The sequence below is a fragment of the Rhodococcus sp. NPDC056960 genome (genome assembly GCF_042674125.1).
In the GTDB taxonomy this organism is placed as follows: domain Bacteria; phylum Actinomycetota; class Actinomycetes; order Mycobacteriales; family Mycobacteriaceae; genus Rhodococcus_F.
On record NZ_JBHURF010000023.1, the window covers coordinates 92,649 to 112,407 of the forward strand.

The window sequence follows — 19,759 nt, forward strand, 5'->3', positions numbered from 1 at the left end:
CCACGACGACGCCCGCCGACCTGGCGGTGCGAATCGGCCTGTGGATCAGTGCGAAGTTGTGGATGAATCGTGGTTTTCGTGCTGCAGAACGGGCTCGGGGCACAACACGATGCCGATGGCGCCCGCCCCGACGTGGGCTCCGATCACCGAGCTGAAATCGGTGACGACGAGATCGCTGACCTGCGGAATCCGGTCTTTCAGTTGGTGCGCCACCGCCTCCGCGCGCTGCGGGGCGTGCATGTGATGCACAGCGACGGCCGTCCTGTCCAGACCCGCCTGCTCCACCGCGGCGTCGACCATACGGGCCATCGCCTTGGTCGAGGTCCTGGTCTTCTCCTTCAGCACCAGCCGGCCGTCCACGAGATGCAGCACCGGTTTCATCGCCAGCGCGGTACCGAGCAGTGCCGCGGCGGTGCCGATCCGGCCGCCGCGGCGCAGCTGATCGAGCCGGTCCACGACGATCAGGCAACGTCCACGGCTTGCGACGTCGACCGCCCGCCGGTACACCGTCTCGAGGTCGGCGCCGCGCTGCGCCAGCCGCGCCGCCTCCAGCACCGGATACCCCAATCCCATTCCGGCGGACTGGGAATCGACGATCCGCACGCGGCCGTCGAACTCCTGTGCCGCCTGGCGGCCGGCCTCCCAGGTGCCGGACAGTTGCCGCGAGATGTGGACGGCGAGAACTCCGGCGCCGTCGCTGAGTTCCAGTGCTGCCGCGTAGGCCTCGGAAAGTTCGCTCGGCGAGGCACCCGACGTGGTGACCCCGGCCAGTTCCTCCGGGACCTCGTCGATGCCCTCCCGGAAATCCTTTCCGCCGCTGAGGACGTGGAGCGGGACCACGTGGATCCCGTACTGCTCGACGAGTTCCGGCAGGATCGATGCCGACGAATCGGTGACGACGACGACGGGCATCGGACTACTCGGCTCCGCTCGACACGGGATCGGCCGGAACGGCGTCCCCGGATACCTCCGGCGCGGCACCCGCCGCACGAAGGGCGGTCATCATGGCCGCGGCGACCTCGGTGTGCCCGTCCCAGCCCCAGTGGATGCCGTCCGGATTGGCGTCATCACTGAAGACGTTGGCGCGCACCGCCTCCGCGAGATCGACGAGGGGCACGTTCTTCTCCTCCGACCAGGCGGTGATGGCGGCGACGGCACCGGGCCTGCCGGCATGCACCTTGCCGTAGGCGTCGCTGCGATGCACGGACGGCAGGGTTCCGATGACGGGAAGTTCGGGGCGCATGTACGCGAGAGCCGCCCGGGAACTCTCCAGATATTCGACGCTCAGCCGCGGGGGCAGCGCCACCGGCCAGCCCAGCGGCGACAATCGCGGCTGGAGCCACTGGTAGCCGGTCCGTACGACGCGACGCAGCGCGGGTGGGCGGACGTAACGCAACTGCTCGCGCAGTGCGGTCGGCAGCGGAGACGGGAGCGAGTCCATGCCTCCGACGGCGAACACGACGGCGCCGGCGCGGGGTACCGCGGACCACACGCGCGGGTCCTGCGTCAGTGCCCACCACACGTCGCGGCTCGTCCAGCCGATCCGGGCGACGAGCTCGACGTCCCAACCAAGCTGCCGTGCAACGATATTGGGCCAGATGTCGGGGTGGTCGGACGGGAGACCGCCCTTGGGTCCGTAATACGACAGCGAATCGGCGAGCACGAGCAGGACGGGGCGTTCCCCGGAACCGGTGCCCACCTCAGAGGACGTCACTGGCCACACTCGCGGAAGCGTTCCACACGTCGAGACGCCAGTTGAGCGAATCAGGGTTTCCGTACGCACTCAGTTGCACCCAGCTGGTGTTGCCCAGCCCGCCCAGCACCGGCCAGCGGTCGACGGGCAGATCGAGCAGTGCCGCGGTCAGCGCGGCGATCAATCCTCCGTGCGCGACCAGGATCACCGGCTTGTCGGCCCAGTCCTCGTGCTTCTCGACGAGTTCGGCGACCACCGGCTTGCTGCGCCGCGCGACGTCGATCCGGCTCTCCCCGCCGGGCGGCGCCCACGTCGCGTCGCCCCGCCATGTGGCGCGTGCGCCGGGGGCTCGGGCGTCGACGTCAAGATGGGTGAGCCCCTGCCAGTCCCCGAGATGCGTCTCGCGGAGTCGCTCGTCGATCTGCACCGGCAGGCCGGCGTTGTCGCCGACCTCGACGGCGGTGTCGTAGGCGCGGCGCAGATCGGAAGACACGATGGAGATCGGCCTGCGACCGACCAGCGCGGCCGCGGCCGCGCGGGCCTGCGAGCGCCCCAGCTCCGACAGGTCGGTGTCGAGCTGACCCTGCATGCGGTTGTCGGCGTTGTACTCGGTCTGCCCGTGGCGGAGCAGTATCAGACGCCGCGGGGCACGGGGAGCATCCGTCACCGTTCGGACTCCCCATTTTCGGCGGCACCCGCACCGGTGCTCTCGGCGGCACCCGCGCCGTTCGTGCCTGCCGGACCCTGCTGCCCGAGACCCTCGACGGGCACGGTCGGGCAGTCCTTCCACAGCCGGTCGAGGGCGTAGAAGTTGCGCTCCTCGTTGTGCTGGACGTGGATGACGACGTCCACGAAATCGAGCAGTGCCCAACGGCCTTCGCGGGTGCCCTCACGACGCACCGGCTTGTGACCTGCCTCACGCAGACGATCTTCGATGTTCTCGACGATCGCGTTCACCTGGCGCTCGTTGGGCGCGGAGGCGATGACGAAGCAGTCGGTGATGACGAGCTGCTCGGAAACATCGAGCACCACCACATCGGAGGCCAGCTTCTCGTCGGCAGCCACTGCCGCGATGCGTGCCATCTCGATGGCTTCGGTCGTTGCGCTCACGCGATGTTCTCCCAGTTCGTTCGAAAAGTGCTGACTAACTCTTGGTCTTGTCCGGCGCCGGTTCGGACATCGTCGTCGCGCCGTCGAGGCGCTCGGAGTCCGGTGGCCGGTACAGGTTCCGTTTGGAGATGTACTGGACCACACCGTCCGGCACGAGGTACCACACAGGCCGGTGGCGACTGGCGCGCCGCCGACATTCCGTCGAGGAGATCGCCAGAGCCGGGATCTCGATCAATGTGACCGCGTCCTCGGGCAACGCCTCCAGATGACCCGCCAGATGTTCGGTGTTGAGATCGAATCCCGGACGTGACACCCCGACGAACTTCGCCAGCGAGAACAGTTCCTCCCAGTCCTGCCAGGACAGGATACTCGCCAGGGCGTCCGCACCGGTAATGAAGTACAGCTCGGCGTCCGGGTGGTAGCTGCGCAGATCCCGCAGAGTGTCGACGGTGTAGGTGACCTTCTCCCGGTCGACGTCGACCCGGCTGACCGAGAATCGCGGATTCGACGCGGTGGCGATGACCGTCATCAGGTACCGGTCCTCGGCTGGGCTGACACCCTTGCCCTGCTTCTGCCACGGCCTGCCGGTGGGCACGAACACGACCTCGTCGAGGCTGAATCGGTCGGCGACCTCGCTGGCCGCCACCAGGTGACCGTGATGAATGGGGTCGAAGGTGCCGCCCATGACTCCCAGGCGGCGCCGACGTGCGCCCGTTGCTCCCTGTTCCACGAGTGTCGAGCTTACGTGTTCACACCGGCAGCAACCCGGCGACCACCGACGCCAGCTGCTGAGCGGATCGGCATTCGTGCATGCTGATGACCTCGTTGTACACCTTGGCCGCCGAGTCCCCCGATCCCCACTGTCCGCGGGGCTCCGGGTTGAGCCAGTGCGCGTGTTTCGCCACCGACACGAGCCGGGCGAGGGCCTCCAGGTTCGGGTCCCGGTAGTTGTTGCGGCCGTCGCCGAGCACCAGCAGCGACGAACGCGACGTGATGCTCTGGGTGAACCGCTCGGCGAACACCCCGAACGCGTTGCCGTAGTCGGAGTGACCGTCGTAACCGACCAGGTCGGCTTCCCGGATCATCCGCGACATGGCACTGCCGAGGTCGGCGCCGGCGTCGAAGAACCGGGTGACCTCGTCGGTGGTGTCGATGAACGCGAACACCCGCACCCGCGAGAACTGTTCGCGCAGTGCGTGGACGAGCAGCAGCGTGAAGTGGCTGAACCCGGCGACCGACCCCGACACGTCGCACATCACGACCAGTTCGGGCCGCGCCCGCCGGGGCTTGCGCTGGACGAGGTCGATGGGCACTCCCCCGGTCGACATCGATTTGCGCAGGGTGCGCCGCAAATCGATCGAACCGGCCCGGTTGCGGCTGCGCCGCACGGCCAGGCGGCTCGCGAGCAGCCGGGCGAGCGGGGTGACGTTGCGTTTCAGCGCGGTCAGTTCCGCGTCGGAGGCTCGCAGGAAGTCGACTTCCTCGGCCAGCCGGGGCACACCGTACGACGCCACCCGCTCCTTGCCGAGGTTCTCGGCGGACCGTCGCCGCGTCTCCTTCTCGATCATCTTGCGGAAGTCGGCGATCCGCTGGGCGGCGGTGCGCTTGGCCACCTCGGATTCGTAGCTTTCCGTGCTCCTGGCCCCGCCGGCCTCCTGATTGCCGAGCAGTCCGTCGAGGATCTTCTTCAGCAGGGTTTCCGGCGCCACGTCGCGCAACGCCTGGTACGCCGAGAACGACGGACCGTTCGCCGACTGGTACTGCCCGAGTTCCTCGACCATCTGCGCGGTGAGGAGCTCGGTGAGTTCGATCGCCTCCGGCGATCCGTCGGTGAGCAGTTCGACGATCAGCTCGCGCAGCGCCTCGTAGTCGATGTCACCCTTGGCGTTCCGCGGCAGGCTCGTGTCGATCGCCCCGTCCGCGCGGTGTCCGACCGCGGCCGGGAACCAGAGTTCGAACAGCGCGTCGAACGTGGGCCGGTGGGTGGGCCGCCGCAGCAGCGCGCACGCGAGACCCTCGCGCAGCGATTCCCGGTCGAGCAGGTCGAGGACGGCCATGACCTGACCGGCGTCGACCGTCTCGGACGGTCCGACCATGATGCCGCGCCGCCGCAACGCCTCGACGAAGTCGACGAGATGCCCGGGAAGGCCGTGCGGCGCGGCGGGACCGCCCGGCTTCGACCGGGACGCGAGTGGACCACCAGCAGCCATGGGGAGTCCTTCAGTTCAGTCGCAGCTCGGCAGCTGCCCGCAGCTGATCGGATTGGTGTTTGAGGACGACCCCCATCGTCGCGCGGACGGCGTCGTCGTCGAGGGTGTCGAGCCCCAGCGCCAGGAGCGTGCGGCCCCAGTCGATGGTCTCGGCCACCGACGGCAGCTTCTTCAACTGCATGCCGCGCAGCACGCGGATCGTCTTGACCAGCTGCTCCGCGACCGCCTCGGGAAGCTGCGGCACGCGGCTCGCGAGGATCCGCCGCTCGAGGTCGGCGTCGGGGAAGTCGAGATGTAGGAAGAGGCAGCGGCGCTTGAGGGCCTCCGACAGCTCACGGGTGGCGTTGGAGGTGAGGACGACGAACGGCTTGCGCGTGGCCGTGATGGTGCCCAGTTCGGGGACGGTGACGGCGAAATCGCTGAGCACCTCGAGGAGAAGGCCTTCGATCTCGACATCGGCCTTGTCGGTCTCGTCGATCAACAGCACCGTCGGGTCCTCGCGCCGGATCGCGGTCAGCAGCGGCCGCGACAGCAGGAACTCCTCCGAGAAGACGTCCGCCTTGGTCGCGTCCCAGCTGTGGTCGCTGCCGGCCTGGATGCGCAGAATCTGCTTCGCGTGATTCCACTCGTAGAGCGCGCGGGCCTCGTCGACGCCCTCGTAGCACTGCAACCGCACCAGCTCGGCGCCGGTGGTCTCCGCCACCGCACGCGCGAGTTCGGTCTTGCCGACTCCGGCGGGACCCTCGATGAGCAGGGGTTTCCCGAGCCGGTCGGCGAGGAACACCGCGGTCGCGGTGCCCTTGTCGGACAGGTACCCGGTTTCGGCGAGCCGGGCGATGACGTCGTCGACGCTCGCGAAGAACGGCGTCGTGGTGGGCAGCGCGCGGTCCACGCTCGCTCCTTTCGGAAGGGGTTACGGGCCGAGTGGCTCGACGGAAGGGACGTCCGGCGCAGGTCTAGACCGGGCGGGTGTGCCCGTCACCCCACACGATCCACTTGGTGGAGGTCAGTTCGGGAAGACCCATCGGACCGCGCGCGTGCAGTTTCTGCGTGGAGATCCCGATCTCGGCGCCGAATCCGAACTGTTCGCCGTCCGTGAACGCGGTGGACGCGTTGACCATGACGGCGGCCGCGTCGACCCGGGCGGTGAATTCGCGGGCGGCCGCGAGGTCCGCCGTGACGATGGCCTCGGTGTGCCCGGTTCCGTATTTGTCGATGTGCTCGACCGCGGCGTTCAGGTCGTCGACCACCTTGAGCGCCACATCCAGGGTGAGGTACTCCTCCGACCAGTCCGACTCGGTCGCAGGCACCAGTCCGGGCAGATCCCCGTGGACGGTCACGCTGTGCATCTGGAGGGCCTGCAGCAGCTTCGGGACGGCCGTCTCGGCGATCGCGGCGTCGATCAGCACCGTCTCGGCGGTGTTGCAGACGCTCGGTCGTCGCGTCTTGGAGTTGAGCAGGATCCGTTCGGCCATCTCCAGGTCGGCCGCGGCGTGAACGTAGACGTGGCAGTTGCCGACGCCCGTCTCGATGGTCGGGACCGTCGCGTCGCGCACCACGGCGTTGATCAGGCCGGCGCCGCCACGGGGAATGACGACGTCCACCAGCCCGCGGGCCTGGATCAGGTGCGTCACGCTGGAGCGATCCTCGCTCGGCAGCAACTGCACCGCGTCCTCGGGCAGATCCTGCGCCGCCAGCGACGCCCGCAGTGCCTCGACCAGCGCCGCGTTCGACTTCGCCGCGGACGACGACCCGCGCAGCAGGGCCGCGTTGCCCGACTTGAGTGCCAGCCCGAACGCGTCGACGGTGACGTTGGGCCGCGCCTCGTAGACCATGCCGACCACGCCGAGCGGAACACGCAGCTGACGGAGTTCGAGACCGTTCGGCAGTGTGGAGCCGCGCACCACCTCACCGACCGGGTCGGGCAGTCCGGCGACCTGACGCAGCCCGGACGCGATTCCCTCGATCCGTTCCGGCGTCAGCCGCAGCCGGTCGAGGAGGGAGTCCTCGGTGCCCGACGCCCGGGCCGCCTCGATGTCGGCGGCGTTGGCGGCGAGGATGTCGTCGGCCGCGGCGAGCACGGCATCGGCCGCCGCGTGGAGCGCCACGTCCTTCTGTGCGGTGGTGAGCAGCGCGAGGACCCGCGACGCGGTGCGGGCGCGACGGGCCGCTGCGTGGACGGCTTCACGGGTATCCACCGTGGCACCGGCCGACGAGGTGGAGGTCACTGCAGTCATGAACACAGCCTATATACCGAGTCCGATACCCCGCGGAGCGGGAAGGGCCCGCTATGCGCGAGGCGGGAACGATCGGGAATGATTTCGTCCCCCGCGCAGGTTGCGACTGGTCGAGACCATCAGAGGCAGGAGTGCTGTAGTGAGCGTGCTGTTCGAGCCCATCACCTTCCGTGGAGTCACCGTCCCCAACCGGGTGTGGATGGCGCCGATGTGCCAGTACTCGGCCGACGTGACGGGACGTGACGTGGGGGTGCCGGGCGATTGGCACCGGACGCACCTGGTGACCCGCGCCATCGGCGGCGCCGGACTGATCCTCACCGAGGCGACGGCCGTCAGCCCGGAGGGCCGCATCAGCGCGGCCGACCTCGGTATCTGGAACGACACTCAGGCTCGGGCATTCGCGGAGATCAACGCGCAGCTCGAGGACTTCGGCGCGGTGCCGGGTATCCAGCTCGGTCATGCCGGGCGGAAGGGGTCCGCGCACGTCCCGTGGCGCGGGGGCGGGAGCCTCGCCGGCGACGATCAGCTGGCGTGGCAGACGGTGGCGCCGAGCGCGATCGGATTCGGCGATCACACCCCACCCGCCGAGGCGACGACGGAAGACATCCGGAAGGTGGTCGCCGATTTCGCCGCCGCCGCCGAGCGGGCGTCCCGGGCCGGCTTCAAAGTCGTGGAAATCCATGCGGCACACGGCTATCTGCTTCACCAGTTCCTGTCACCGCTCAGCAATCACCGCACCGACGAGTACGGCGGCAGTTTCGCCGGACGCATCCGGCTGGTGCTCGAGGTCGTCGAGGCGGTGCGCGAGGTGTGGCCCGCCGAGTTGCCCGTCTTCGTCCGGGTCTCGGCCACCGACTGGGTGTCGGAGGAGCCCGGCCTCGACGCGGACAGCTGGACGCCGGACCAGACCGTCGCCCTCGTGCAGGCGCTCGCCGACCTCGGGGTCGACCTCGTCGACGTCTCCAGCGGCGGCGTCGCCTCGGCGCGGATCCCCGTGGCGCCCGGGTACCAGGTCCCGTTCGCCCGTCGTATCCAGAACGAGACCACGGTCCCGGCCGCCGCGGTCGGGCTCATCACCGAACCGGAGCAGGCCGAGCGGATCGTGGACTCGGGCGAAGCCGTCGCCGTGTTCCTCGGGCGCGAACTGCTGCGCGACCCGTACTGGCCGCGAAAAGCCGCACTCGAATTGAATGCCCAGGTGACGCCGCAGATTCCGGCGCAATACGCTCGGGCGTACTGACGCTCGGGCCGACAAGCCCCCCGATCCTTTGCTACGGTAATCGCTCTTACAGCTGGTAGTCCCGCACCCCGGACGGTGGGCGGGACCGAGCCATGAGCCAGAGCCGATCGGCGGGGGCCGCATCGCGCCGAAGGGCCGTGGGTTGCCGACCCGACCAGCAATCGCCGTGCGGGCGACGAAAAGATGCGTGCATCAGGTACGTGCCCCGCGCGGGTGATAACTGCGCTGGGGAGCGCTCGACATGAATGCACCAGACCACTCGATCACCTCGGCCGAGGTGGCCGAATCACCTGATGTCACAGTCACCGACGAGGCCTCCGTCAAACGGGCCGTCAAGGCCACCATGCTCGGTAACGCCATGGAGTGGTTCGACTTCGGCGTGTACGCCTACCTGGCGACGACCATCGGCAAGGTCTTCTTTCCCGAGGCCAGCGGTACCGCACAGCTGTTGTCCACGTTCGCGATATTCGCCGCGGCCTTCGTGGTCCGCCCGCTCGGCGGACTGTTCTTCGGTCCGCTCGGCGACCGGATCGGCCGCAAGAAGGTGCTGGCCACGACGATCATCCTGATGGCGGGCAGCACGTTCGCGATCGGCCTGATCCCGAGCTACGGTTCCATCGGCCTCGTGGCGCCGATCCTGCTGGTGCTGTTCCGGCTCGTGCAGGGATTCTCGACGGGCGGCGAGTACGGCGGCGCCAGCACTTTCGTCGCCGAGTACGCACCGGACAAGCGCCGCGGCTTCTTCGCGAGCTTCCTCGAGTTCGGGACCCTCGCCGGCTATGTCGCGGCCGCAGGCTTGGTCACCATCATCAGCACCGTCGTCAGCGCCGACGCGCTCGTCGACTGGGCGTGGCGGATCCCGTTCCTGCTCGCCGGTCCACTCGGACTGATCGGCCTCTACCTGCGGCTGAGACTGGAGGAGACGCCCGCGTTCCAGCAGATGGAGCAGGCCGAAGAGCGTTCGCTCGCAGACGAATCCACGGGCGGAAAACTGCGCGAGACCCTGGTGGAGAACTGGCGCCCGCTCGTGTTGTGCGTCATCCTGGTCGCCACCTACAACATCGCGCACTACGGCCTGCTCAGCTACATGCCGACGTACCTGTCGAACACGCTCGGCTACGACGAGTCGCACGGCCTGGTCCTCATGATCGTCGTGATGCTCATCATGATGGTCGGCATCAGCTTCGTCGGAAAGCTGTCCGACCGGGTGGGTCGTAAACCGTTGCTGCTGGCGGGATTCGTCGGATTCTTCGCGCTGTCGCTGCCCGCGTACCTCTTGATCGGGGTCGGCAACTACTTCACCGTCTTCCTCGGCCTCGCGATCCTCGGCGGGCTGCTGCTGCTCTTCGTGGGCGTCTTCCCGTCGGTCCTTCCCGCCTTGTTCCCCACCGGAATCCGCTACGGCGGCCTGGCGATCGGATACAACCTCGCGGTGTCGATCTTCGGGGGCACCACTCCCCTGGTCCTCACGGCCCTGCAGGACGCGACGGGCAGCGACCTCGTCGCGCCGATGTACATGATGGTCGCCGCGGTCGTCGGCGGCGTCGCGGTGCTGCTCATCTCCGAGACCGCCCGCAAGCCGCTGGAGGGTTCGCCGCCCGCCGTGGCCACGGACGCCGAAGCCCGGCGCATCCTGAAGCGCCTCCGCCGCAAGGGCGAGGCTTCCAACTGTTGACGTAATTTCTAATGCTTCCTGACCTTCCTATTGCTGTCGGTTCCTGCGCAACGGTGAGGTGGCGGCAACCTGAGCATGTCCGTGGTGGGGTCTGGAGGGCCGCGTCGTGGGCCCCTCGGCGTAGACGTTCCGGTCAGCGAGAGTCTTCGATCGGGAGGACCGCGACGTCACTCTGGGTCGACCTGCACAGGAGAGCGTTCGGGCCGTGAGGTCGGAAGCGTTGTCTTGCCGGGTGTCCGGCGCGGCCGGTCAGGAATCCTCACTCGCCGATCAGGAAACGATGTTGCGTGAGCGTGCCACCGGCACCGTGTACCGGGCCTGCCAAGAATCTGGTTCCGGTCTGCGGGGGGAGACTCGAGCGGGCGTGACATCGGATGCTCGACGACGCGGCCACCGGCCGGGTCGCGGTGGTGCCAGTGGTGGCGGGATCGGTTGGCGCGGGTTTCGGGGTGGCGTGGATCGAGCGTGACGTGTCGGTGGTCGGCGTTAGAGTCGAGACCGTCGGTGGGGATGGGGACACAGTCTCGGGTGGGGAGCTGATGGATGACGTCGGGGCTTTGAGGTGGGCGAGCTGATGGCCGATACCGGATTGCCTGCGGTGCGGCAGTTCTCGTTCACCACCCGCCCCTACCTCGCTGTCGATGACGGCACCGGTGAGCGGATCGGGCTCGACGACGTCGACACCCGGGTGGGTGGTTGCTCGACCTGGTCTCGGGCGCCGAAGCGCAGCTGCTGTCGCGGTTGTGGCAACCGGCCACGTTCGATGTCCTCACCGCCGGCGTGGACCGCCAGGGCCGCAGGCTCCCGATGCAGGGCCATGTCGCTGCGGCCCGCCTGGGCTGGAACCCGCACTACCCGGACGGGCTCTACGTCCCCTCGCGTGTCACGCGAGTGGTGACCGCGCAGGCAGTAGGCACGTTGCGGACTCTGGCGTACCGGGACACCGCGATGGCGTCGCTCTCTCAGCGGTTCGACCCGGCCACAGGCCGCATCGCCGCACCCACCGCAGCGGCGGAGTACCTCCCGGCCGGATACGCCCGGGGCGTGGTGCGGCAGCTCACCGCGCGCGCCCGCCGCGACGGCGACGCGGTGCCGGCCGGCCGGTTGCGGATCACCGACATGCAGGCACCACCGCAGACGAGCGCGATGGCCCGACTCTCCGCCGCCGATCGGCAGCTCGCACAACTCACAGCGGCAGATCGAGAGTTGGTGTTGACGGTGAAGCTGCCCACCAGCCCCGCCCCGGCGGGCCGGGCGCAGTGGCGCCGGGTCCGGCTGACCGCCACCATCCCCGCACACCTGCACGGCCGGGCGATCACCGACTGGCACCTACCGACCCTGGTTCTCGACCACCGCGGTCTACTCTGGCGGTGCGCTGCGACCGAACTCGTCCCCGACTGTGACCTGGGATCGGCCACCGTCGCGGTGGGGGTCGATTGGTCCCCGGCCACGCTCGGTGCCGCCGCCATCACCACCGAAACCCCGGACGGGCTGTCCTCGGACTTTCGGGGTTGGACGTACGACGACCGCGGCCTCGGGACCAAACTGGCCCGCCTACAGACCGAAGGCGAGATGCTGCACCGCAAAGCTGCCCGGTTGACGCAACTCGCCACCAACGCCGCACCCGAGGTCCGCACCCGGCTGGAGGCGAAGATCGCCGTCCTCGACGCCCACCGCACCGCGGTGGGTATCAAGAGGGGCAAGATCAACCGCGAACTGGGATTCCACTTCGCCCGCCAGGTCACCGACTACGCCGAGGCGGCGGGCGCACGGGTGATCGCGGTCGAGGACCTCACCACCCTCGAGACCCGCGGGCACGGCCGGGTCAACAACAATCGGGCCGCGCAGTCCGCCCGCCGCCAAGCGGTCACCTCACTCGCGCACACCGCCGCGGGTGTGGGAATCGCGGTGGTCTCGGTGCCGGCCCGCGGATCCTCCGCGCAGTGTCCGGGCTGCGACGCACCCCTCTCGCGCCCCGGCGGCTACCACACCGCATGGTGCCCGGGCTGCCTGGTCGGCGGCAACCGCGACCATATCGCCGGGGTCAACCTGGCCAAACGCGCCCTGCTCGGCAAAGACAAAGCGACCCGGCGGCGGGGGCAGCTGCCCGCAATCCGGGTCGCCGAGCACGCGCCGGTGCGCCGGTGCCGCGACAAAAACGGTCCCACCCTGCGTCGGCCGCGGCATCGCCGGGTCCGACACAGCCTGCCCACCGTGACACCGCGGGTGGGGGTGACTCCGAACAGATGTGTTCCTGCACCTCGAGCGTCGGTGTGGGACACGGTCGAACCCGTACCACCTCACGGTGATGCGGGTAGCCGTGACACACGTCCATCTCCCACGCCAGCCACGCAAGTGGCAGACAGTATGAGATCCACGTAGACGCTAGTCTCGGGATATGTCCGCTCCCAGGGTCGCCGTGGTCGGCAGCGTCAACATGGATCTACTGACGGTGACCGAGCGGTTGCCCGGGCCCGGGGAGACGATCCTGGGCAGCACCTTCGCCGCCACCCCCGGTGGAAAGGGCGCCAACCAGGCGATCGCCGCGGCACGGGCCGGCGGGGCCGTGACGTTCATCGGGGCGGTCGGGTCCGACGTGTTCGCGCTCGACCTGCGTCAGGCTCTCGTCGACGCGGAAGTCGACATCCGTTTCCTGCGGGAGGTCGACGGGCCGAGCGGGATCGCGGCGATCACCGTCGACGCCGCCGGGGAGAACTGCATCGTCGTGGTCCCGGGTGCGAACAGCACCGTGGTGGACCTGACACCCGCGGAGCTCGCGGCGGTCGCCGATGCCGACGTCCTGCTCTGCCAACTCGAGATCCCGCTCGGCACCGTTGTGGCCGCTGCGGCGCACGCCGCGGCGCACGGCACCGTCGTGATGGTCAATCCGTCCCCGGCGCAACCCCTTCCGCGCGAACTCGTGGAACTGGTCGACGTGCTGCTACTCAACGAGACCGAGTCCGCGCAACTCGGCGCCGACGTCACCGGCGCCGTCGCCCACTTGGTGACCACCCGGGGACCGGCGGGCGCCGACTACGCGGGCGGCGACGGCGTCACGCTCCACGCCGACTCCCCCGAGGTGGCGGTGGTCGACACGACCGGCGCCGGGGACGCGTTCGCCGGTGCCCTCGCCGTGTCCTGGCTGCGCGGGCCCACCGCGGCGGTCCCGTTCGCGTGCACGGCCGGCGCGCTCGCCACCACACGCCGCGGCGCGTCCACGTCGTCGCCGACCGTCACCGAGATCGAGGCGGCCCTGCCCGGCTGAGGCGGCCCCCGGACCTCCGCCGGCCTCGTCGATGTCACCCCTCTCGTGCACCATGGGGGGCATGACGACCGCCACCGCACCCGCACTCCGTGACGAGGCCGAACGGCTGCTCCGCGAACTGGCAGGCGAGCACGCCACCCTCCGCGACGACCAGTGGACGGCGATCGAGGCGCTCGTGGTGGGCCGCAGACGGGCGCTGGTCGTCCAGCGAACGGGCTGGGGCAAGTCGGCGGTCTACTTCATCTCTGCGAAGCTACTGCGCGCGCACGGGCACGGTCCGACGGTCATCGTCTCGCCGCTCCTGGCCCTGATGCGGAACCAGGTGGCGTCGGCCGAGCGAGCGGGTGTGCGTGCCGCCACCATCAACTCCGGAAACGTCACCGAGTGGGACGAGATCCACTCGAGGGTCGCCGACAACGAACTCGACGTACTGCTGGTCAGTCCCGAACGCCTCAACAACCCCGACTTCCGGGACCAGGTCCTTCCCTCCCTCGCCGCCGACGCGGGACTGGTCGTCGTCGACGAGGCCCACTGCGTGTCGGACTGGGGGCACGACTTCCGTCCCGACTACCGGCGGATCCGCACACTGATCGCGGAGCTCGGCGAGGGCATCCCCGTGCTGGCGACCACCGCCACCGCGAACGACCGCGTGGTCTCCGACGTCTCCACGCAGCTGGGGGTCGGCGGCGCGGAAACCCTCGTCCTCCGGGGTGGCCTCGAACGCGAATCGCTGCACCTGTCGGTCGTCCAGATTCCGGAGGCCACCGCCCGCGCGGCCTGGCTCGCCCAGAAGCTCGACAGCCTGCCCGGGTCGGGCATCATCTACGCCCTCACCGTGTCGGCGGCGCGGGACCTGGCGAGCCTGCTGTCGGAGCAGGGCCACACGGTCGCCGCGTACACCGGGCAGACCGACGCCGCCGAGCGGGAGAGCCTCGAACAGGATCTGCTCGGCAACCGGGTCAAGGCCCTCGTGGCCACGTCCGCGCTGGGAATGGGGTTCGACAAGCCCGACCTGGGGTTCGTCGTGCACCTCGGCGCACCGTCGTCCCCCATCTCCTATTACCAGCAGGTGGGGCGTGCGGGACGCTCCACCGACCGCGCCGAGGTGATCCTGCTGCCGGGATCCGAGGACAAGCAGATCTGGAGCTATTTCGCGTCCGTGGCGTTCCCCCGGGAGCATGTGGTGCGCCGGGTGATCGAGGTTCTCGACACCGACCGGCCGCAGTCGACGCAGGCGCTCGAGCCTCTGGTGGAGCTGGGGCGCACGCGCCTGGAGATGGTGTTGAAGGTCCTCGACGTCGACGGTGCGGTGCGCCGGGTGCGCGGCGGCTGGGTGGGCACCGGGCAGCCGTGGACGTACGACGCCGACCGCTACGAGCGTCTCGAGCGGGCCCGCGAGTCCGAGCAGCAGGCGATGATCGATTACCAGCGGATCACCACGTGCCGGATGGCGTTCCTGCGCGAGCAGCTCGACGATCCGGGCCTGGCTGCGGGCACCTCGGACTGCGGGCGCTGCGACAACTGCACCGGAGTGCGCCACGACGCGACCGTGGACGCCGAGGCGGTGCAACAGACCAGATCGCGCCTCGAGCGGCCCGGTGTGGATCTGGCGCCCCGTAAACAGTGGCCCACGGGACTCGCGAAGCTCGGCGTGAAGCTGTCCGGGAAGATCACCGACGGCCCCGAACCGGGGCGCGTCCTGGGCCGGCTGTCCGACCTGGGCTGGGGTCAGCGGCTCCGTTCCCTCCTCGACGAACCGGACGGACCGGCGCCCGACGCCGTCCTGAAGGCCTGCATCCAGGTGCTGGCGTCCTGGGACTGGGCCGAGCGGCCCACCGCGGTCATGGCGGTCGAATCGGCCACGCACCCGCTCCTGTCGGCCTCGATCGCGGGGCAGCTCGCGGCCGTCGGACGCCTGACCGACCTGGGAGTTCTGCGGCTGCGCCCGGAGCATCCGCCGGTGTCGGCGGCCAACTCCGCCTACCGGGTGGCCGGGCTCGTCGACGCGTGGGAGGCCCCGGGCCTTCCCGACGGCGCCGGTCCGGTGCTGCTCGTCGACACCCTCACCGACACCGGCTGGACCCTCACGATGGCGGCCAGAACGGTCCTCGCCGCGGGCGCCACGTCCGTCCTCCCCTTCGCGCTCGCGAGTCTCAAATAGGCGAAGTGTGTCGCTTGCGGTTTACCCAAAAGTTACATAATGTGATGAGCATCACTTTGCACGTCTCACCTGCAAAGCTCTGCCGCCTGAACTGTCCAATTTCGCGACGCACGTGAAATCGAAGGGGATGGTTGTTAGGTTCGAATTTCCAATGACGCCTGTGCAGAAGAGTGCTAACCCGACCACCGCGCCGGACGCGGTGTTGTTCAGAAGTCCCGAGATCACTGACGGAGTCCGGCTCTGGGAGATCGCCAGGAACACGGAAGTGCTCGACCTCAATTCGAGCTACGCATACCTGTTGTGGTGCAGAGATTTCAGCCGCTCGTCGGTCGTCGCAGTCGTCGACGAGCGCGTCGTGGGGTTCGTCACGGGGTTCATCCGCCCCGAATCCCCAGCGACGCTGTTCGTCTGGCAAGTTGCCGTAGACGCAGACCAGCGCGGCAAGGGAATTGCAGGTCGCATGCTGAGCGCGCTGCTCGATCGACTTGCGCCCGAGGGCATTACCCACCTCGAGACGACGATCAGCCCCGACAACGAAGCGTCGATCGCGCTGTTCACCGCATTGGCGCGTCGCCGAGATACGGCGATCAACAAGCAAGATCTGTTCTCCCCTAATGATTTTCCCGATGGACACGAAGCCGAAGATCTGTACACGATCGGCTAAGAGCATGCCCCGGAGGAATGCAGCAACATGACTACTTTTGATACGAACATCTTCGAGAGCCTCGAGTCCGAGGTTCGCAGCTACAGCCGCGGCTGGCCCGCCGTATTCGAGTCGGCGTCGGGATCGTGGATCCGCGACGAGAACGGCCGCGACTACCTCGATTTCTTCGCCGGCGCCGGTTCGCTGAACTACGGCCACAACAACCCGGTCCTGAAGTCGGCGCTGGTCGACTACATCGTCGGCGACGGCATCACGCACGGTCTCGACATGTCGACCGTGGCCAAACGCGAACTGCTCGAGACGTTCGAGGACAAGATCCTGAAACCGCGAGGTCTCGACTACAAGGTCCAGTTCCCCGGACCCACCGGCACCAACACGGTCGAGGCCGCCCTGAAATTGGCCCGCAAGGTCACCGGTCGTTCGTCGATCATCAACTTCACCAACGCTTTTCACGGCATGACGCTCGGCGCCCTGTCGGTCACCGGTAACTCGATGAAGCGTGCCGGCGCCGGTATCCCGCTGGTGCACGCCACCCCGATGCCGTTCGACAATTACTTCGACGGCGTCACCGAGGACTTCCACTGGTTCTCCCGGGTGCTCGACGACTCGGGCAGTGGCCTGAACCGTCCGGCCGCCGTGATCGTCGAGACGGTGCAGGGTGAGGGCGGCGTCAACGTCGCCCGCCCGGAGTGGCTGCGTGCCCTCGCCGACCTGTGCGCCGAGCGCGACATCCTGCTGATCGTCGACGACGTCCAGATGGGATGCGGACGCACCGGCCCGTTCTTCTCGTTCGAGATCGCCGGCATCACTCCGGACATCGTGTGCCTGTCGAAGTCGATCGGCGGCTACGGGCTCCCGATGGCGCTGACGCTGTTCAAGCGCGAACTCGACGTGTGGGGTCCGGGCGAGCACAACGGCACGTTCCGCGGCAACAACCCGTCGTTCGTCACGTCGAAGGTCGCCCTGGACCACTACTGGTCCGACGACACCCTGCACAAGTCGACGCTGGCCAAGGGCGACAAGATCCACCAGGCGTTCACCGACCTGGCGAACCAGTTCGAAGGCTCCGTCTCCACCCGCGGCCGCGGTCTCGTCCAGGGCCTCGTGTTCGACGAGCCGGAGAAGGCGGGCAAGGTGTGCGCACTCGCGTTCGACGAGGGGCTGCTCGCGGAGACTTCGGGCCCGTCCGACGAGGTGGTCAAGCTCCTGCCGGCGCTCACCATCACCGACGAGGAACTGGACCACGGCCTCGCGATTCTCACCGACGCCACCAGCAAGGTTTGCAGCTAGAGAGAGGACTGACACTGCCATGATCGTTCGCACCACCGCAGAAATCACCGACACCGAGCGCGACATCACCAGCGAGGACGGCAACTGGCGCAGCAAGCGCATCATCCTCGGCGGCGACAAAGTGGGTTTCTCGTTCCACGAGACCACGATCAAAGCGGGTTCGGTCAACGAGTTCCACTACGCCAACCACGTCGAGGCCGTCTGGCTCGTCGAGGGGACCGGCAAATTGATCGACCTCGACAACGACAAGGTCTACGAACTCGGCCCCGGTTCGATGTACCTGCTCAACGGTCACGAGCGTCATCGCGTGGAACCCGACACCGAGATGCGCATGCTGTGCGTGTTCAACCCGCCCGTCACCGGCCGTGAGGTCCACGACGAAAATGGTGTCTACCCCTTGATCGAGGTTCCCGCGTAAGTTCGACCCATGGTCGTCGACGCTGCTGTTCCAGCCATCGCCATCGGACCCGCCCCGGACCCGCTCCTCGAGGATGCGGTGCGCCGGGGCGGTGCCCGTGTGGCCCCCCTCGAGTCCGCTGACGCCCTGGTCTGGACCACTGGTCCGATCGGGTTCCCGGACCCGCTGCCCGAGAACATCCGCTGGGTGCAACTGAACTCCGCGGGCGTGGAGGAGTGGTTCGCCGCGAAGGTGATCAGACCCGACTCCACCGTGCTGTGGACGTCCGCGGCGGGCGCGTTCGCCGCCACCGTCGCCGAGCACGCGCTGACGCTGCTGCTGGCCGGGGTGCGGGCACTCCCTGAGCACCTCGAGGCGAAGACCTGGCGCCAGCAGGAGTTCTTCTCGAAGATCGGCACCCTGCGGGGCACCACGGTCGCCATCGTGGGTGCCGGCGGCATCGGCAAGGCGCTGATCCCGATGCTCGCGGGTGTCGGGGCCGACGTCATCGCGGTGAACCGCTCCGGCAGCCCCGTACCGGGCGCGATCGAGACGCTCCCCACCACCCGCCTGGGCGAGGTGTGGGCCCGCGCGGATCACTTCGTGCTCGGCGCTCCCGCCACCGACGCCACGCACCATCTGGTCGGGGCCGCGGAGTTCGCCCAGATGAAGCCGACCGCGTGGGTGATCAACGTGGCGCGCGGCTCCCTCGTCCACACCAATGCCTTGGTGAAGGCGCTGCGGGACAACACCATCGGCGGGGCGGGGCTCGACGTCACCGATCCGGAGCCGCTTCCCGACGGTCACCCGCTGTGGGACCTGCCCAACGTGATCATCACCCCACACGATTCCAACCCGCCGTCGGTCCGTCCGCCGGCGTTCGCCGAGCACGTGGCACTGAACGTGACTCGTTTCGTCGCGGGCGAGAATCTCACCGCGCTGATCGATCCTGTCGTCGGATACTGAGCTTTCGCTACTCTGGAGTGCGTGTTCGACCGACTGATCGACGTACTCGGCGGCCGGCGGCTGTGTGTGATCACCGGCGCCGGCATCTCGACGGACTCCGGTATCCCCGACTACCGGGGTCCGGATTCGCCGCCGCGCAATCCCATGACGTTCCAGCAGTTCACCGGTGACCCCGAGTTCCGGCGCCACTACTGGGCGCGGAACCACGTGGGATGGCGGCACATGGACGCCGCGCGCCCCAACACCGGGCATCGCGCCCTGGCGGGCCTCGAACGGGCGGGCGTCGCGAGCGCGGTCATCACTCAGAACGTCGACCTCCTGCACACGAAGGCAGGCAGTCGCCGGGTGATCGACCTGCACGGCACGTACGCCCAGGTCCGGTGCCTGAACTGCGACGCCCTCATCTCGCGGGCGACGCTCGCCGACCGGCTCGAGCGGGCCAACCCCGGTTTCGCCGAAACCGTCGCTGCCGCACAGGGAGTGGAGATCGCACCGGACGCCGACGCGGTGATCGCGAGCACCGAGCATTTCCGGATGGTCGACTGCGAGGCGTGCGGCGGACTGCTGAAACCCGACATCGTGTACTTCGGCGAATCCGTGCCGAAACCGCGGGTCGCCGCCGCCTACGACGTGGTGGACGAGGCCGAGGCGCTGCTGGTGGCCGGGTCGTCGCTCACCGTCATGTCGGGACTGCGGTTCGTGCGCCGCGCCGCGAAACTCGGAATTCCGATCGCCATCGTCAACCGGGGGACGACGCGCGGCGACGAGTTCGCCACGCTCACCGTCCACGCCGGCTGCTCCGAGGCACTCACCGCGCTGCTCGACGCGTCGTCCGCGCTGCCCGCCTGAGC

The 19,759-nt window shown here is 68.7% G+C and carries 17 protein-coding genes and 1 pseudogene; 10 read left to right on the top strand and 8 right to left on the bottom strand.

Going from position 1 to position 19,759, the window contains the following annotated elements; all coding sequences use genetic code 11:
* Nucleotides 1-45: 45 nt before the first annotated feature.
* The 8 genes from ACFTWF_RS31710 to ACFTWF_RS31745 all read right to left on the bottom strand — a co-directional run bounded on the left by ACFTWF_RS31710 (nucleotide 46) and on the right by ACFTWF_RS31745 (nucleotide 7,250).
* Nucleotides 46-912 (bottom strand): DegV family protein, encoded by an 867-nt coding sequence (locus ACFTWF_RS31710; RefSeq protein ID WP_378465063.1) that lies wholly within the window; start codon nucleotides 910-912, stop codon nucleotides 46-48.
* A gap of 4 nt (nucleotides 913-916) precedes the next feature.
* Nucleotides 917-1,714 (bottom strand): diglucosylglycerate octanoyltransferase, encoded by a 798-nt coding sequence (gene octT, locus ACFTWF_RS31715; RefSeq protein ID WP_378465064.1) that lies wholly within the window; start codon nucleotides 1,712-1,714, stop codon nucleotides 917-919.
* Entirely contained in the window at nucleotides 1,701-2,360 is a 660-nt protein-coding gene (locus tag ACFTWF_RS31720; RefSeq protein ID WP_378465065.1) for a histidine phosphatase family protein, read from the bottom strand. Before ACFTWF_RS31720 ends, octT begins: the two co-directional genes overlap by 14 nt.
* The gene (rsfS, locus tag ACFTWF_RS31725) at nucleotides 2,357-2,803 is read right to left on the bottom strand and encodes a ribosome silencing factor (protein ID WP_378465066.1); all 447 of its coding nucleotides are present in this window, start codon (nucleotides 2,801-2,803) and stop codon (nucleotides 2,357-2,359) included. Before rsfS ends, ACFTWF_RS31720 begins: the two co-directional genes overlap by 4 nt.
* Before the next feature lie 34 nt (nucleotides 2,804-2,837).
* Complete coding sequence (nadD, locus tag ACFTWF_RS31730; RefSeq protein ID WP_378465067.1) at nucleotides 2,838-3,533, bottom strand: nicotinate-nucleotide adenylyltransferase; 696 nt, start codon at nucleotides 3,531-3,533, stop codon at nucleotides 2,838-2,840.
* Nucleotides 3,534-3,552: 19 nt separating this feature from the next.
* Nucleotides 3,553-5,013, bottom strand: coding sequence for a VWA domain-containing protein (locus ACFTWF_RS31735; RefSeq protein WP_378465068.1), 1,461 nt, complete (start codon nucleotides 5,011-5,013; stop codon nucleotides 3,553-3,555).
* A gap of 10 nt (nucleotides 5,014-5,023) precedes the next feature.
* On the bottom strand, nucleotides 5,024-5,905 hold the full coding sequence (locus ACFTWF_RS31740; RefSeq protein ID WP_378465069.1) for an AAA family ATPase: 882 nt from the start codon (nucleotides 5,903-5,905) through the stop codon (nucleotides 5,024-5,026).
* A gap of 64 nt (nucleotides 5,906-5,969) precedes the next feature.
* The gene (locus ACFTWF_RS31745; RefSeq protein ID WP_378465070.1) at nucleotides 5,970-7,250 is read right to left on the bottom strand and encodes a glutamate-5-semialdehyde dehydrogenase; all 1,281 of its coding nucleotides are present in this window, start codon (nucleotides 7,248-7,250) and stop codon (nucleotides 5,970-5,972) included.
* A 139-nt stretch (nucleotides 7,251-7,389) separates the two neighbouring features.
* Between ACFTWF_RS31745 and ACFTWF_RS31750 the strand changes: the two genes are divergently transcribed.
* The 10 genes and pseudogenes from ACFTWF_RS31750 (at nucleotide 7,390) to ACFTWF_RS31795 (ending at nucleotide 19,757) form a co-directional block, all read left to right on the top strand.
* The gene (locus tag ACFTWF_RS31750; protein ID WP_378465071.1) at nucleotides 7,390-8,490 is read left to right on the top strand and encodes an NADH:flavin oxidoreductase/NADH oxidase; all 1,101 of its coding nucleotides are present in this window, start codon (nucleotides 7,390-7,392) and stop codon (nucleotides 8,488-8,490) included.
* A gap of 241 nt (nucleotides 8,491-8,731) precedes the next feature.
* On the top strand, nucleotides 8,732-10,165 hold the full coding sequence (locus tag ACFTWF_RS31755; protein WP_378465072.1) for an MFS transporter: 1,434 nt from the start codon (nucleotides 8,732-8,734) through the stop codon (nucleotides 10,163-10,165).
* Nucleotides 10,166-10,739: 574 nt separating this feature from the next.
* Nucleotides 10,740-12,547, top strand: a pseudogene (locus ACFTWF_RS31760) (zinc ribbon domain-containing protein).
* A gap of 16 nt (nucleotides 12,548-12,563) precedes the next feature.
* Complete coding sequence (locus tag ACFTWF_RS31765; RefSeq protein ID WP_378465073.1) at nucleotides 12,564-13,430, top strand: ribokinase; 867 nt, start codon at nucleotides 12,564-12,566, stop codon at nucleotides 13,428-13,430.
* 61 nt (nucleotides 13,431-13,491) lie between these two features.
* Nucleotides 13,492-15,591, top strand: a complete 2,100-nt coding sequence (locus tag ACFTWF_RS31770; RefSeq protein WP_378465074.1) for a RecQ family ATP-dependent DNA helicase — start codon at nucleotides 13,492-13,494, stop codon at nucleotides 15,589-15,591.
* Nucleotides 15,592-15,742: 151 nt separating this feature from the next.
* Nucleotides 15,743-16,255: a diaminobutyrate acetyltransferase gene (gene ectA / locus ACFTWF_RS31775; protein WP_185724609.1), complete on the top strand. Its 513-nt coding sequence runs from the start codon at nucleotides 15,743-15,745 to the stop codon at nucleotides 16,253-16,255.
* A gap of 27 nt (nucleotides 16,256-16,282) precedes the next feature.
* The gene (gene ectB / locus ACFTWF_RS31780) at nucleotides 16,283-17,545 is read left to right on the top strand and encodes a diaminobutyrate--2-oxoglutarate transaminase (RefSeq protein WP_378465075.1); all 1,263 of its coding nucleotides are present in this window, start codon (nucleotides 16,283-16,285) and stop codon (nucleotides 17,543-17,545) included.
* A 19-nt stretch (nucleotides 17,546-17,564) separates the two neighbouring features.
* Nucleotides 17,565-17,963 carry an ectoine synthase gene (locus ACFTWF_RS31785; RefSeq protein ID WP_005248060.1) on the top strand — a complete coding sequence of 133 codons (399 nt, stop codon included), beginning with the start codon at nucleotides 17,565-17,567 and terminating at the stop codon, nucleotides 17,961-17,963.
* 9 nt (nucleotides 17,964-17,972) lie between these two features.
* Complete coding sequence (locus tag ACFTWF_RS31790; RefSeq protein WP_378465076.1) at nucleotides 17,973-18,908, top strand: D-isomer specific 2-hydroxyacid dehydrogenase family protein; 936 nt, start codon at nucleotides 17,973-17,975, stop codon at nucleotides 18,906-18,908.
* 21 nt (nucleotides 18,909-18,929) lie between these two features.
* Complete coding sequence (locus ACFTWF_RS31795; protein WP_378465077.1) at nucleotides 18,930-19,757, top strand: NAD-dependent protein deacetylase; 828 nt, start codon at nucleotides 18,930-18,932, stop codon at nucleotides 19,755-19,757.
* Nucleotides 19,758-19,759: the final 2 nt, after the last annotated feature.